This is a genomic window from Pseudomonas sp. NPDC086278 (genome assembly GCF_050280905.1).
Classification (GTDB): Bacteria; Pseudomonadota; Gammaproteobacteria; order Pseudomonadales; family Pseudomonadaceae; genus Aquipseudomonas.
In genome coordinates this window covers 17,956-31,347 of sequence record NZ_JBNNWE010000070.1, presented here as the reverse complement: position 1 = coordinate 31,347, position 13,392 = coordinate 17,956, and the positions used below count along the sequence as shown (strand labels likewise).

General features: G+C 59.5%; 15 protein-coding genes. 11 read left to right on the top strand and 4 right to left on the bottom strand.

Annotation, left to right across the window (positions count from 1 at the left end):
* Together ACQKP4_RS20405 and ACQKP4_RS20400 are read left to right on the top strand one after the other, a co-directional pair.
* Positions 1–996, top strand: a 996-nt coding sequence (locus tag ACQKP4_RS20405; protein ID WP_427635431.1) for an ATP-binding cassette domain-containing protein, incomplete at its 5' end; no start/stop codon positions are given.
* A gap of 276 nt (positions 997–1,272) precedes the next feature.
* Positions 1,273–2,460, top strand: a complete 1,188-nt coding sequence (locus ACQKP4_RS20400) for an MFS transporter (RefSeq protein WP_427635430.1) — start codon at positions 1,273–1,275, stop codon at positions 2,458–2,460.
* A gap of 33 nt (positions 2,461–2,493) precedes the next feature.
* Here the strand turns inward: ACQKP4_RS20400 and ACQKP4_RS20395 are convergent, their stop codons facing one another.
* Both ACQKP4_RS20395 and ACQKP4_RS20390 read right to left on the bottom strand, forming a co-directional pair.
* Entirely contained in the window at positions 2,494–3,531 is a 1,038-nt protein-coding gene (locus ACQKP4_RS20395) for an alpha/beta hydrolase family protein (protein WP_427635429.1), read from the bottom strand.
* Positions 3,532–3,710: 179 nt separating this feature from the next.
* Positions 3,711–4,322 (bottom strand): FMN-dependent NADH-azoreductase, encoded by a 612-nt coding sequence (locus ACQKP4_RS20390; protein ID WP_427635428.1) that lies wholly within the window; start codon positions 4,320–4,322, stop codon positions 3,711–3,713.
* Between the two features lie 129 nt (positions 4,323–4,451).
* Between ACQKP4_RS20390 and ACQKP4_RS20385 the strand changes: the two genes are divergently transcribed.
* Positions 4,452–5,366: a LysR substrate-binding domain-containing protein gene (locus tag ACQKP4_RS20385; protein WP_427635427.1), complete on the top strand. Its 915-nt coding sequence runs from the start codon at positions 4,452–4,454 to the stop codon at positions 5,364–5,366.
* Positions 5,363–5,722: an MmcQ/YjbR family DNA-binding protein gene (locus tag ACQKP4_RS20380; protein WP_427635426.1), complete on the top strand. Its 360-nt coding sequence runs from the start codon at positions 5,363–5,365 to the stop codon at positions 5,720–5,722. The genes ACQKP4_RS20385 and ACQKP4_RS20380 overlap by 4 nt, the downstream gene beginning before the upstream one ends.
* Here the strand turns inward: ACQKP4_RS20380 and ACQKP4_RS20375 are convergent.
* Complete coding sequence (locus ACQKP4_RS20375; protein WP_427635425.1) at positions 5,719–6,147, bottom strand: DUF1294 domain-containing protein; 429 nt, start codon at positions 6,145–6,147, stop codon at positions 5,719–5,721. The genes ACQKP4_RS20380 and ACQKP4_RS20375 overlap by 4 nt on opposite strands.
* On the bottom strand, positions 6,144–6,974 hold the full coding sequence (locus ACQKP4_RS20370; protein ID WP_427635424.1) for an undecaprenyl-diphosphate phosphatase: 831 nt from the start codon (positions 6,972–6,974) through the stop codon (positions 6,144–6,146). The genes ACQKP4_RS20375 and ACQKP4_RS20370 overlap by 4 nt, the downstream gene beginning before the upstream one ends.
* A gap of 292 nt (positions 6,975–7,266) precedes the next feature.
* Between ACQKP4_RS20370 and ACQKP4_RS20365 the strand changes: the two genes are divergently transcribed.
* The 7 genes from ACQKP4_RS20365 to ACQKP4_RS20335 all read left to right on the top strand — a co-directional run bounded on the left by ACQKP4_RS20365 (position 7,267) and on the right by ACQKP4_RS20335 (position 13,352).
* A complete protein-coding gene (locus tag ACQKP4_RS20365; protein ID WP_427635423.1) occupies positions 7,267–8,901 on the top strand; it encodes a methyl-accepting chemotaxis protein in 1,635 nt (544 codons plus the stop codon).
* Positions 8,902–9,034: 133 nt separating this feature from the next.
* Positions 9,035–9,598 (top strand): nicotinamide riboside transporter PnuC, encoded by a 564-nt coding sequence (gene pnuC / locus ACQKP4_RS20360; protein WP_427635422.1) that lies wholly within the window; start codon positions 9,035–9,037, stop codon positions 9,596–9,598.
* Positions 9,595–10,119 carry an AAA family ATPase gene (locus ACQKP4_RS20355; protein WP_427635421.1) on the top strand — a complete coding sequence of 175 codons (525 nt, stop codon included), beginning with the start codon at positions 9,595–9,597 and terminating at the stop codon, positions 10,117–10,119. Before pnuC ends, ACQKP4_RS20355 begins: the two co-directional genes overlap by 4 nt.
* Positions 10,120–10,476: 357 nt before the next feature.
* Entirely contained in the window at positions 10,477–10,911 is a 435-nt protein-coding gene (locus tag ACQKP4_RS20350; RefSeq protein ID WP_427635420.1) for a hypothetical protein, read from the top strand.
* A gap of 1 nt (position 10,912) precedes the next feature.
* On the top strand, positions 10,913–11,491 hold the full coding sequence (locus ACQKP4_RS20345; protein ID WP_427635419.1) for an adhesin: 579 nt from the start codon (positions 10,913–10,915) through the stop codon (positions 11,489–11,491).
* A gap of 67 nt (positions 11,492–11,558) precedes the next feature.
* Complete coding sequence (locus ACQKP4_RS20340) at positions 11,559–12,608, top strand: heme utilization protein (RefSeq protein ID WP_427635418.1); 1,050 nt, start codon at positions 11,559–11,561, stop codon at positions 12,606–12,608.
* A gap of 63 nt (positions 12,609–12,671) precedes the next feature.
* Positions 12,672–13,352: a C39 family peptidase gene (locus ACQKP4_RS20335; RefSeq protein WP_427635417.1), complete on the top strand. Its 681-nt coding sequence runs from the start codon at positions 12,672–12,674 to the stop codon at positions 13,350–13,352.
* The last annotated feature ends 40 nt before the right edge of the window (positions 13,353–13,392 follow it).

The window sequence follows — 13,392 nt, the reverse complement described above, 5'->3', positions numbered from 1 at the left end:
ACCCAGCGTACCAGCCTGATGATCATCATCTCTCACGACCGTCACTTCCTGAACAGCGTGTGCACGCACATGGCTGACCTGGATTACGGCGAGCTGCGCCTGTTCCCGGGCAACTACGATGAGTACATGACCGTGGCGACCCAGTCCCGCGAGCAGTTGCTGTCGGACAACGCCAAGAAGAAAGCGCAGATCTCGGAACTGCAATCGTTCGTCAGCCGCTTCTCGGCCAACGCCTCGAAAGCCAAGCAGGCAACTTCCCGCGCCAAGGCGATCGACAAGATCCAACTGGCCGAAGTCAAGCCTTCGAGCCGTGTGAGCCCGTTCATCCGCTTCGAGCAAACCAAAAAACTTCACCGTCAAGCCGTTATCGTCGAGCGTATGGCCAAAGGCTTCGACGGCAAGCCGCTGTTCAAGGACTTCAGCTTCGTGGTTGAAGCCGGCGAGCGCGTGGCGATCATCGGCCCGAACGGGATCGGTAAAACCACCCTGCTGCGCACCCTGGTCAACGAACTGACCCCGGATGCCGGCACCGTGAAGTGGACCGACGCCGCGGAACTGGGCTACTACGCCCAGGACCACGCCCACGATTTCGAAGACGACTGCAACCTGTTCGACTGGATGGGCCAATGGACCCAGGGCGGCGAGCAAATCGTTCGCGGCACCCTCGGCCGGATGCTGTTCTCCAACGACGAGATCCTCAAGTCGGTCAAGGTCATCTCCGGTGGTGAGCAAGGTCGCATGCTGTTCGGCAAGCTGATCCTGCAAAAGCCGAACGTGCTGATCATGGACGAACCGACCAACCACTTGGACATGGAGTCCATCGAGGCGCTGAACCTGGCGCTGGAAAACTACCCGGGCACGCTGATCTTCGTCAGCCACGACCGTGAGTTCGTCTCGTCGTTGGCCACCCGCATCATCGAGCTCAGCCCTAGCGGCGTGATCGACTTCAGCGGCACCTACGACGATTACCTGCGTAGCCAGGGCGTGGTGTTCTAAAAGCAGCTAATGGTTGCAAGCGGCAAGTAAAAGCCCTGTCCTGGTGACAGGGCTTTTTTCATTTCGGGGTTTGGTGTTTTGCGGGTGCTGAAGCCTTCGCGAGCAAGCCCGCTCCCACATTTTTGGAATACATTCCCCTGTGGGAGCGGGCTTGCTCGCGAAGACGCCAGTGACAACACCGCAATATCCAAAGCGATACATAGTTAGCCTGCTTCCTTTTATTTCCCGCCCACGCCATGATGCGGTTCTCCCACCGCCGCCCGCGAACGAGTGCCCATGTCTGCGCAGCAACGACCCCCGCAAAGCTCCATGGCGATCACCTTGCAGATCGTCTCCATCGTTTTCTATACCTTTGTTGCCTTCCTCTGCATCGGTCTGCCGATTGCGGTGTTGCCGGGTTATGTCCATGAGCAACTGGGTTTCAGCGCGATCATCGCGGGGCTGACCATTGGCTCTCAATACCTGGCTACGCTGCTCAGCCGCCCGATGGCCGGGCGCATGTCGGACAGCATCGGCACCAAACGCGCAATTGTTTACGGGTTGTCGGGGATCGTGCTGAGCGGTGTGCTGACGTTGATTTCCACGCTGCTGCAAGACTTTCCGTTGCTCAGTCTGTTGATCCTGATCGCCGGCCGTTTGTTGCTCGGCATCGCACAAGGCCTGATTGGCGTGGGCACGATCAGTTGGTGCATGGGCCAGGTCGGGGCGGAGCACACGGCGCGTTCGATTTCGTGGAACGGTATCGCCTCGTATGGCGCCATTGCGATTGGCGCCCCGCTGGGCGTGGTGATGGTCGCCGAGTATGGCTTCGCCAGCCTGGGGATCGCCCTGTCGTTGCTGGCGTTGGGCGCGCTATGGCTGATTCGCAAAAAACCCTCGGTGCCGGTGATTCGCGGCGAGCGATTGCCGTTCTGGGCGGTGTTCGGGCGGATTGCACCGTTCGGGGCCAGCCTCAGCCTGGCCTCTATCGGTTACGGCACGCTGACCACGTTTATTACCCTCTACTACGTCAGTCGCGGCTGGGCCGGCGCGGCTTACTGCCTGACGGTGTTCGGTGTGTGCTTCATCCTGGCGCGGCTGTTGTTCATCTCGGCCATCGGCCGCTTCGGCGGATTCACCTCGGCCATTGCCTGCATGACCATTGAAACCGCAGGCCTGGTGCTGCTGTGGCTCGCGCCTTCAACGGGTTACGCATTGATTGGCGCCGGTTTGGCCGGGTTCGGCCTGTCGCTGGTGTACCCGGCGCTGGGCGTGGAGGCGATCAAGCAGGTACCCAACTCCAGCCGTGGCGCGGGGTTGAGTGCTTATGCGGTGTTTTTCGATCTGGCGCTGGCGATTGCCGGGCCATTGATGGGCGCCGTGGCGTTGAACCTGGGGTATGCGTGGATTTTCTTCAGCGCGGCGTTATTGTCGGTGACCGGGCTGGCCCTGACACTTCTGTTGAAACGTCGCGCAATGGCCTGACCTGCTCCGCCAAGGTGATGCAGTTTCAATGCATTACTGATCGGCCGTCTGCATCCCGGCGCGGGTCGGTTTGCCCAAGGTGCGCGTGAAGAAACTTCCGGCTTCGGACACCAGGTTACGGTGAATGTCTTCGCGGTCGACGCCATCGGCATCGGTGCACAACGCCGGCATGGCGATGATTTGCTCTTCATTGCACGGCGCCATGAATACGAAGTGCCCTGCCCCGGCCAGCAACTTGAAGTCCGGTGCGATCGGCAGTTTGCGCGCCAGGGCGGCGGCATTTTTGTCGAAGGCTACGAGCTTGTCGCCATCGCCGCTGTAAAGCAGCACCGGCACATGCACATCGGCCAAGGTGTGACGGCCGAACTTCAGGCTCAGCGGTGCCATCAGCAACAAGGCATGCACCCGAGGATCAGCCACCGGTTGCAAGTCATCACGGTCGACGATCAGCTCGCCTTTGGTGTTGCAGGCATCGCGGTCGTCCGGGCGTTCCTGACAATAGCGCCGCAGACGATCCAGATCCGGCGTGGCGCCGGACAGGATCAACGCCGTTTCGCCGCCGGCCGAGTAACCAATCACGCCAACCTGGTCGGCATTGACGTAAGGCGCGAGCATGCGGTCGCCCAAGGTGGCGGTAATGGCTTCGGAAATCTGGATCGGCCGCCCATAAAGGTTACTCAAAGTACCGAGGCGGCTGTGGTCTTTGGAGTTGTCACCGGGATGGATCACCGCCACCACCACAAACCCCTTGCGCGCCAGCGAGGTGGCGAGGTCGTGCAGGGCCAGCGGCGTACCGGTGTTGCCGTGGGACAGCATCAGCATCGGGAAGCGACCAATGGCGACGTGGGTGTCTTCACCCGCTTCGACCGTGTAGCCCTCGATTTTGCTGGTGTGCTCCCAGTCGCTGGAAGGATAGAACGCAATGGCGCGCATCGGTTGCAGGTCCAGCGGGTCGAGAAACGTCATCTCATGGTAGCCGACGCTCCAGTGAGGATGCGGTGCAGGCGCGGCGTGCACTGAATTCAGGCTGCTGAGCAGGCAAGTCAGTAATGTTGCACAAAGACGCATCATGGGACGCCCAACCTTGTTACTTGACCGGAGACGATAACCCTCTACTGCATAACTCGGGCCACACATTGGTTAAATCTGTAATGACCAGAAACAAAAAACTCCGTATCTGATACTTGCGTAATCAGAATACAGAGTTTTTGGGGGTGTTGCCTGAACGGATGCCGCTCTTTACGCAAGCCTTACGCGGCGGCGAACAATTGCTCGCTGATCTGCGCGTGCGCGCCGTTCATGGCTTTGGTCCGCACTTCATCACCGTAGGCCAGGCCTTCGGCACGGACAAACTCAATGTCGGTGATACCAATGAAGCCGAACAGCAACTTCAAATACTCTTCGTGAGCCACCCCGCTTGCCTGACCCGCGTGGATGCCGCCGGAAGTCGACACGATTACGACTTTCTTACCGCCGCACAGGCCTTCCGGGCCGGCTTCGGTGTAACGGAAGGTCTGGCCAGCCACGGCGATGCGGTCGATCCAGGCCTTGAGCTGGGTCGGGATGGTGAAGTTGTACATCGGAGCCGCGATGACCACGGCGTCGGCGGCGAGGAATTCGGCCAGGGTGGCGGCGCTCAGTTCGGCTTCGTGATGTTGCGCGGCGTTGCGCAGTTCAGCGGTGGTCCCGGCGGCAACCAGAGTGTTGGCGGAGAAGTGGCTGATAGCATCGGCGGCCAGGTCGCGGTAAGTCACTACTGCGGTTGGCTCGGCGGCCTGCCAGGCTTTGACGACTTCGCTGCTGAGCAGACGGGAAGCTGAGTTGTCACCGAGAATGCTCGAATCGATATGCAACAGTTTCATATGGGGATCTCCAGGTGAGGATCGCCACCGGCGATCTGATGGCGGTGATCCTACAGATGAAACCAATAGCTGATTAGCCAGCGACAATGCGATAGTTCGTCCCACTGATAGAACAATCGGAAACCTCTCATGCAAGATCTGAACGATCTCTATTATTTTGCCAAGGTGGTCGAAGCCGGTGGCTTCGCTGCCGCCGGGCGATTGCTGGGGATTCCCAAGTCCCGGCTGTCGCGGCGCATTGCCGAGCTGGAAGAACGTCTCGGCGCGCGCCTGCTGCAACGCACCACCCGCCAACTCAAACTGACCGCCGTCGGTGAACGCTATTTAAGGCACTGCCAGGCCATGCTGCTCGAAGCCGAGATGGCCGATGAAGCCGTGGCCAGCATGTCCAACGAGCCGCGTGGGCGCTTACGGGTATCGTGCCCGGTGGGCCTGGCGCACGAGATGCTGCCGTCGGTGATCAGCGACTTCCTGGAAAAATTCCCTCAGGTCCAGTTGGAAGTCTTGCTGCTCAATCGTCGTGTCGATCTGGTGACCGAGGGTGTCGACGTTGCATTGCGAGTACGGGAGTTGGGCGACGAAGACCCGCTGCTGGTAACTCGCCGGCTACGTCAGGCGCAAACGGTGATGGTCGCCAGCCCGGCGTTCCTGCTTGACCTTGGCCGCGTGATCGAGCATCCCGAAGACCTGAAAAACCTGCCGGTGCTCGGCGCGCTGGAAGCCGACCGCATGGTGCACATCCGCATGCTCGACCAGCAGGGCAAAAGCTATGAACTGGCGATGGAAGCACGGCTGGGCATCGATGACTTTATCGTGCGCAGGGCCTGCACCCTTGCCGGTCAGGGCTTTACCACGCTGCCGATGATGTATTGCGAACAGGAACTGCAAAACGGCTCGCTGGTGCAGATGCTACCGGAGTGGTCATTACCCGGCGGCTGGCTGCAAGCGGTCTACCCTCATCGGCGCGGGGTGATGCCGGCCGTGCGTGCCTGGATCGACCATCTGATCGAATCATTCAATGCCTGCGGGGACCGATTGCTATGAAGGCTGGACGCATGAACGAAGAGGATGTCGCGCAATTCTGCCTGGCCCTGCCCGGAGCGCGGGAAGATTACAAATGGGGTGGCGTACGGGTGTTTTCGATAGCCGGGAACAAGATGTTCGCCCTGCAAAACCTGCGCGGCGATTCGCTGGCGTTCAAGGTCGACAAGGATGTATTTCTCGGGCATTGCGACCGGCCGGGCATTCACCCGGCGCCATACCTGGCCCGGGCGCAATGGATCATCATGCAAACGCCTTATCCACTGGGCAACGAAGAGCTGCAAGACTTGCTGCGACGGTCGCATCAATTGGTGGTGAGCAAGCTGCCCAAACGCACCCGGATCGGCTTGCTGCTCTAAAACAGCGCGAACACATGGGCGCCCAGGAACAGTTGATCGATCCAGAACACCTGGTGCAGCAGCACGATGATCCAGAACAACACCTGATACGAAACCTTGCGGGTCTTGTGCCGAAACACTTGCTGGGCCAGCAAGGCGCCGGGCCAGCCGCCCGCCAGTTCCACGGCGTGGAGGATGTTTTCCGGGGTGCGCCAACGGTCGGCGCGCGCCTTGCGCTTGTCGCTCCAATAAAGGAAGAACGCCAGCACGCTGACGATGCCGTAGGCCGCGAGGGGAATCAGCGAAATCCCGCGCAGCCAGAACAGCACCGAACCGGTCAGGGGCAGCGCGCCCAGGATTGCAAACACCAGCAACTTCAGCCGCGGATGCTGAATCGCCCCACCGGCGTTGCGCGTGGAATTGCTGCGCGCGCGGGTGTCATTCACGGCTTGGCCGCAGCCCAATCAACCCAGCCGAACTGCCAGGTAGCCAGGATGACCAGTCCAAACGCGATCCGATACCAGGCGAACGCCGCGTAACTGTGGCTGGCGATGAACTTGAGCAGGCCTCGAACGGCGATCATGGCGAAGATGAATGCCGTGACAAAACCGATCGCGAACACCGGGAAATCAGCCGGCACAAACAGGTGACGGTACTTGAAGCCCGAATACACCGCTGCCGCGACCATGGTCGGCATGGCCAGGAAGAATGAGAATTCGGTCGCGGTCTTGCGCGAAAGCCCGAACAGCAGACCGCCAATAATGGTCGAGCCGGAGCGTGAGGTGCCAGGAATCATCGCCAGGCATTGGGCGAAGCCGACTTTCAAGGCGTCTTTCCAGGTGATCTCGTCGACCGTTTCAGCATGCACTTGGTGTTGACGTTTCTCGGCCCACAACATGATGACCCCGCCGACAACCAGCGCTGCCGCCACGGTAATCGGGTTGAACAGGTATTCGTGGATCAGGTCGGAAAAGATCACTCCCAGCACCACGGCAGGCATGAAGGCGATCAACAGGTTGGCGGTAAAACGCCGGGCACTGGGTTGCGTCGGCAAACCGGTGACCACGTCGAGGATCTTGCGGCGAAACTCCCACACCACCGCCAGGATGGCCCCCAACTGAATAATGATGTTGAACGCGATAGCGCGCTCGCCACCGAAGTTGAGCAAGTCCGCAACGATAATCTGGTGCCCGGTACTGGAAATGGGCAAAAACTCGGTCAGCCCTTCTACGACGCCAAGAATCAATGCCTGAAAGGCGGTCCAAAGATCCATCAATCCCCCAAAGGCTATGCGTCTTGGCATGCCCCGTTAGTATTTTTTAGTACGTTCACCGCGATCAGCGTAGCTGAAGTCTGCCGCGCGAAGGGTTCACCTCCGGGCGTGATAATCCTTTGAAAAATCAATCCGGATTCAGGTTTTGCCGCGCGGGGCCGAAATCCTATCAGACAAGCCTTGTTAACGCTGCTGCGTAATACGACTTGGGTCGGATATACCTGAGCAGCACCGCGTGGTGGGATGCTGGCGATCTTTCATTACAAGAACAAGAATTCGGAGTGACAGCGTTATGAACAGCTTGCGCAGTGTGTCGATCAGTCGACGCTTGTGGCTCATCTTGATCGTGGCCGTGGTGATGTTGATGACATTGGGCCTGTTGATGCTCAAGCAGATCAATGACGACCTTTATCAGGCCAAGGCCCAGAAAACCCAGCATGTGGTGCAGACCGCCAGCGGCATTCTGAGTTACTACCACGACCTCGAAACCGCCGGCACTCTCACCCGTGAAGCGGCGCAGAAGCAGGCGCTGACCGCCGTCCGTGGGTTGCGCTATGACCAGAATGACTATTTCTGGATCAACGACCTGACGCCGGTGATGGTGATGCATCCGACCAACCCGAAACTGGATGGTCAGAACCTCTCGGCGATTCGCGACCCGGACGGTTTTGCGGTGTTCAACGAAATGGTGGCCCTCGCCAAGGCCAAGGGCGCCGGCGTCATCAACTATCGCTGGCCGAAACCGGGCGCCGATGCGCCGGTCGAGAAAACGTCCTACGTCAAACTGTTCGAGCCGTGGGGCTGGGTGATTGGCTCCGGCGTTTACATCGATGAGATGCAGGCCGAGTTCAATGGCCAGGTCTGGGAGGCGTCGATTGCGGTGCTGGCCATTGCGTTGATCATGGCGCTGCTGGTGATCATGATTGCGCGCAGCATCGTGCGACCGCTGCAAGACACGGTAAATGCCATGGCCAACATCGCCAGCGGCGAAAGCGATCTGACCCGCAGCCTCGACACCCGTGGTCAAGACGAAGTGACGCAATTGGCCCGGCACTTCAATGCCTTTACCACCAAGCTGCGCCTGGTGATCGGCGAGCTACAGGTGTCCGCCACCGCGCTGGGCCAGTCGTCCAGCGAGCTGGGCAACGACGCCGCGCAGGCCCAGCAACGCAGTCAGCAACAGTCGCAGCAGATGGAACTGGTGGCGACCGCCATCAATGAAGTGACTTACGGCGTGCAGGACGTGGCGAAGAATGCCGAACACGCCGCCAGCGAAATGCGCGATGCCGAATCCCAGGCGCAACAGGGACAGATCAACATTGACGGCAGCCTGCAACAGATCGACAAGCTTTCAGGCACCATCGATCAAGCGGTTGAAGTGATCCGCACGCTGGCGGCTGAAAGCACGCAGATCGGCAGTGTCCTGGAGGTTATCCGCTCGATTGCCGAGCAAACCAACCTGCTGGCGCTCAACGCGGCGATCGAGGCGGCGCGTGCCGGCGAGCAAGGCCGCGGATTCGCGGTGGTCGCCGATGAGGTGCGCCTGTTGGCCCAGCGCACCCAGAAGTCCACGGCGGAAATCCAGTCGATGATCGAGCGCCTGCAGAATCACTCCGAAGCAGCGGTGAAGGTCATCGGCGACAGCAGCCGTGCGTCGCAGTTGACCATCGAACAAGCCGGTCTGGCCGGCGCCAGCCTCAGTGCAATCGGTCAGGCGCTGCGCAACCTCAACGGGTTGAATGCATCAATTGCCAGTGCGACCTTGCAACAGGCGCATGTGGTGGAGGACATCAACCAGAACGTCACTCAGGCGGCGGGGTTGTCGCACAGCACCGCGCTGGCGGCGGAGCAATCGAGCGCGGCCAGTGTTCGGCTCAAGGCGTTGAGTGAGCAGTTGAACAGCCTGCTCAAGCAGTTCCGCGTCTAAATGCCTTTGCTGTAGCAGTTGCCGAACCCAGCCGCGCGGGCTCGGCAACTGCTGCCGAGCCGTGCACCGGTTCTACTTGGCTGTGCCTGCCGGTACAATCCGCCCCCTCTTCGACTTCCTCTAAGGAACTCCCATGTCCGGGCTTGAACTGTTTGCCGCCGCCCTCGGCGTCATTGCCGTCTGGTTGACGGTCAAACAGAACCCCTGGTGCTGGCCGATCGGCCTGGTCATGGTGCTGCTTTATAGCTGGATCTTTTATGAAGTGAAGCTGTATTCGGACATGCTGCTCCAGGTGATCTACGCCGTGTTGCAGCTCTACGGCTGGTGGCAGTGGACGCGTACCGGTAACGCTCATGAAGGTCGTAAAGTTAGCCTGCTCGATGGCCAATCAGTCGCACTTGGCCTGGCGATAGGCGCTGCCGGCAGCCTGCTGCTAGGCGCGGCGATGGCGCACTGGACGGACGCCGCCCAGCCATGGCTCGATGCCGCGCTGACCGGGTTCAGCCTGGTTGCGCAATTGTGGATGGCGCAGAAACGCCTGCAATGCTGGTTGCTGTGGATCGTGGTCGATGTGATTTTTGTCGGGTTGTTCATCTATAAGGAGCTGTACCTGACCGCCGCCCTCTACGCCGTGTTCTTGTTGCTGGCCATGCAAGGCTGGCGTGAGTGGCGTGCCGACCCGGCGCTGCGCACATGAAAGTGCTGGTGCTCACCGGCCCTGAGTCCAGCGGTAAAAGCTGGCTTGCAGCCGAATTGCAGCAGCAGTTCGGCGGCGTGCTGGTCGATGAGTATGTGCGTTGGTTCATCGAGCAAAACCCACGCGACACGTGCCTCGACGATATCCCGGAGATCGCCCGGGGCCAGTTGCGCTGGGAAGATGAAGCCCGCGCTCTTGAGCCGCGGCTGCTGATTCTCGACACCCATTTGCTCAGCAATATCCTCTGGAGCCAGACCCTGTTCGGCGAATGCCCGGACTGGATTGAACAAGCGCTGCTGCAACGGCACTACGACTTGCACTTGCTGCTGTCACCGGAACAGGTCGACTGGACAGACGATGGCCAGCGTTGCCAGCCCGACCTCAACGAGCGTCGCGCGTTTTTCAACGCCACACGAACCTGGCTCGAACGGCACCAACAACCGCTGCAAATTCTTCAGGGTTGCTGGGAAGAACGCCGCGTCCAGGCGATTCAAGCCGTCACCCTGTTACTGGGTGGCTGACCCTGGTTTTGGGGCGTTTCGCCCAATCTTTTCCCCTGTTTTGGGGACAAAGTGTCCGCTGGTGAAACACCCGTCTACTCGCAAACAGGCCGTTTCAACGCACTTCATCGTATTGTCATGGCACTTGTTAAGCCGCTGATACACCTCGATGCAAAGGCCCGTTCCAGAGCTTTGCAACGGCATTTGCCCTCCTGCCTCCTCATTACCTGTCTCACCCTTGAAACAGTGCGCGTTTCGCCGTCGTGTCACCTATCGATAAGCCTTTGAATTAACTACACATTCAAAAACCGGCACAGCTTTCGCTCTCTCCTTCACAACGCTGACTAGGGCCAGCCCACAAAAGAAGGAATTACCGCCGTGGGGACTATCAATAAAGGCTTTACTTGCCTACTGCTGATCGGATGTGCCGCCTCCTCGGTACTCAGTTTTACTGTCCAGGCTGAAGGCAATGGCGTGATTGTCCTCAATCGCGATGTCCAGCCCATCCCTATCGGCCGCAGCGGCGGCAAAGACCCCTATCCGACCACCGTCAACGCTAACCCTTCGGCGCGCATCACCGGCGAACTGAGTGACGCCGACATCGCTGGCGTTACCAGCGGCACCGCGCTTCGCAGCAGCAACGGCCAAGCCATCGGCGGCATGCAAGGGCTCAATGTCGTGACCAACCCCAACGGTTTGCCAGGCATGAGTGCCGGCCACGGTGGCGGTAGCGGCGGCGCGATTTCCGGCACCATCAATCGCGCAATGAGTTCCGGCCTTGCACCGCTGACCAGAATGGCGGGAGGCCAATAACATGAATCGCAGCCTGATCTTCCTCGCCCTGTTCGCCAGCGCAAGTGCCATGGCTGACTCCGGCGTAGCCACCGTGAACAACGCCAACATCCAGAATGCCGGCGTTCAGTACAAAGGCAACTACAACGCCAACCAGGCCGCCGGCGACCAACAGCAACAAACCAACGCTCGCGCCATCGCCATCGGCACCAACGCCTCGGCAACGACCAGCATCCATCAAAGCCTCGATACCCCCGCCAATCCGTCGATGAACGCGACGGCCACCATAGGCGGCAACTCTTTCAGTAATGGCAGCGGTGTACTGGGTGTGAACCAGGGCGCCGGTGCCAATAACCAGATGGCCAACGCCGCGCGTATCAGCATCAGTGCTGGCCCGCAGAGCGTCGACGATAGCGCCCTTTCGCAACAGAACGTGGCGTTGCTACCAAGCTCAGGAGCAACTGGGTCCCAAACCGGCAGTCGCCAGGTCGTTACCAGCGACCAGGCCTTCACCGGCAGCCGAGGGATTATCCAGGTGAACCAGAGTGCCGGGGTGGGGAACCGAATGGCTAACACCCTGAGCATCCGGGTCGCTGACTGACCCACACAGCTGTGCAATTAGAAAGTACCAACACTTAACCAACTAATAAGCACGACGGAGAAACACCATGAAACCTACAATGGCTCTTAAACCACTGGTTTTCGCTCTGGCAGCAGTGATGGCAATGGCCGCGCAAGCGGGCGGTAACGACCACGGAAACGATAACGGCAACGATCATGGCAACAACGGTGGCCACGGCCATCAGCCTCCTACTCCTCAGGGCCCAACCCTTGAAGAGCTGCTGCAAATTGGCGCTGGCGCCGGGGCCGCCGTGCTGGATGTGCAAAACAACCAAGGCAACACCGTGTTGAACCTGGGGACCAAAAATGATGCCCACGTCGATAACTCGGCGAACGGCAGCAACGGCAACGTGGGCATGAACAACGCTGGCGGTGACGGCAACCAACAAGACAATGCTGCTGCCCTGGCCACGGCTGACGAAAGCTTCATCTTCGGCTCGGCGGTTTCTGCCTCCAGCGCGACTCAGGTCAATGGTGGCAACGCCGTTGCCAACTATTCGAGCACTGCCTCGGCCAGCCTCAACAACGTGGGTAACAGCGGTTCCGGCAACATCGGCGTGAACAACGCTGCCGGCAACTTCAACCAACAGAAAAACAACCTGGCCATTGCTGTATCGGGCGGTCGCGTAGCACAAGCCGCTGCAGCAGCCAACCAAAGCACCACCGGTCTGCAAGTGGCTAACAACGGCACCCAGACCTACAAAACCGATACCCTCAGAGGTACCTTTACCGCTGCTGGTGCGTTTGTAGCGGCAGGCACTGCGGTGACAACTCCAGCTGACGATCATGGTCACGGTGGCAATGGTGGCTATGGCAACGACAGCAGAGGCCAAGGTGGCAACAATGGCGGTCACGGTGGCAACAGTGGCAACAGCAATTCCGACTTCGTCGCGGTGGGCGTATTCGGTCTGGCCGGTGTCACCACTCAGCAAGTGCTGACTCCAGATGGCTGGAAAAACCCTGTTACCAACAATGCAAACATCAGCAACGTTGGCAACAACTTCTCCGGCAACGCTGGGTTCAACAACGCCGCTGGCGTCGGCAACCAACAAAGCAACTCGCTGTCCATCGCTGCAGGTTGCAAAGCCTGCATGTAATCGCGATCGAAATGAAAGCCCCGGCAACGGGGCTTTTCCACAGTCCGCAAAGGCGTATCGATCATGCGTAAGACTGCCCTCTTCGCCCTTCTCTGCCTGTCTGGCCTGACCCAGGCCGCTCAGATGCCAGTGGCCGCCCTGCCTGGTGGCGTGCTGGTTTACAAGCAGGTACAGAGTTTGCGTGAGCGCAAGTTCAGCGACATCGTCGAACAGAAAACCGACTTCAGCTGCGGCGCTGCCGCACTGGCGACGGTGCTACGCCAGGCCTATTGGATGGACGTCGATGAGGAGCACATCATCAAAGGCATGCTGGTCAACGCTGACCAGAACCTTGTTCGTACTCAAGGTTTTTCCATGCTGGACATGAAGCGCTACGTAGAAAGCATCGGCATGCGTGCCAGGGGCTACAAGATCCCGACGGAAAAGCTCGACGCTGTGACTATTCCGGTGGTGGTACTGATGGAAATTCGTGGTTACAAGCACTTCGTGGTGCTGCAGCGAGCGGACAAGAACTGGGTCTACATCGGTGACCCCGTACTTGGGCACAAACGCTACTCCCATGAAGACTTTGTCAAAGGTTGGAACGGCATCGTCTTTGCCATCGTAGGTCCCGGTTACGACAAAACCAATGCGTTACGCAGCCCACCGGAACCGCTGACGGCCAAGAACAAGCTGGATAACTTCAACCCTGTCAGAGATGCTGAATTGATGGACTTTGGCTTCATACAGAGCGACTTCTTTTAATCGCCAAATGATGATATTGGGGCAGGATGCTCCGGGAGCA